This window comes from Microtetraspora sp. AC03309 (genome assembly GCF_020826795.1).
In the GTDB taxonomy this organism is placed as follows: domain Bacteria; phylum Actinomycetota; class Actinomycetes; order Streptosporangiales; family Streptosporangiaceae; genus Microtetraspora; species Microtetraspora glauca.
The window spans coordinates 1-377 of sequence record NZ_JADDIL010000654.1; the positions used below are offsets into that span (position 1 = coordinate 1).

The window sequence follows — 377 nt, forward strand, 5'->3', positions numbered from 1 at the left end:
CCGTGTCCACCGCGCCCATGTAGATGATGCATTCCAGACCCAGCAGTGCACACGCGGTGGCGGTGGCGACGCCGTGCTGTCCGGCGCCGGTCTCGGCGATGACGCGGGTCTTGCCCATTTGCCGCGCCAGCAGCGCCTGCCCCAGGACGTTGTTGATCTTGTGAGAACCGGTGTGGTTCAGGTCCTCTCGCTTGAGGAAGATGCGCGCACCACCGGCATACTCGGACAACCGGGTTGCCTCGTACAGGGGTGACGGCCGGCCGCTGTAGTGACGCTGCAGCCGGTCGAGCTCATCGAGGAAATTCTGATCGCCGCGGGCCTTCTCATAGGCCGAGGTGACTTCTTCGATCACCGCCATCAGTGCCTCGGGAACCAAC

General features: G+C 64.5%; 1 protein-coding gene. It reads right to left on the reverse strand.

Features of this window, described 5'->3' with window-relative positions; all coding sequences use genetic code 11:
• A partial coding sequence (locus IMZ11_RS44800; RefSeq protein ID WP_228649912.1) for a pyridoxal-phosphate dependent enzyme occupies positions 1-376 on the reverse strand: 376 nt, incomplete at its 3' end.
• Position 377: the final 1 nt, after the last annotated feature.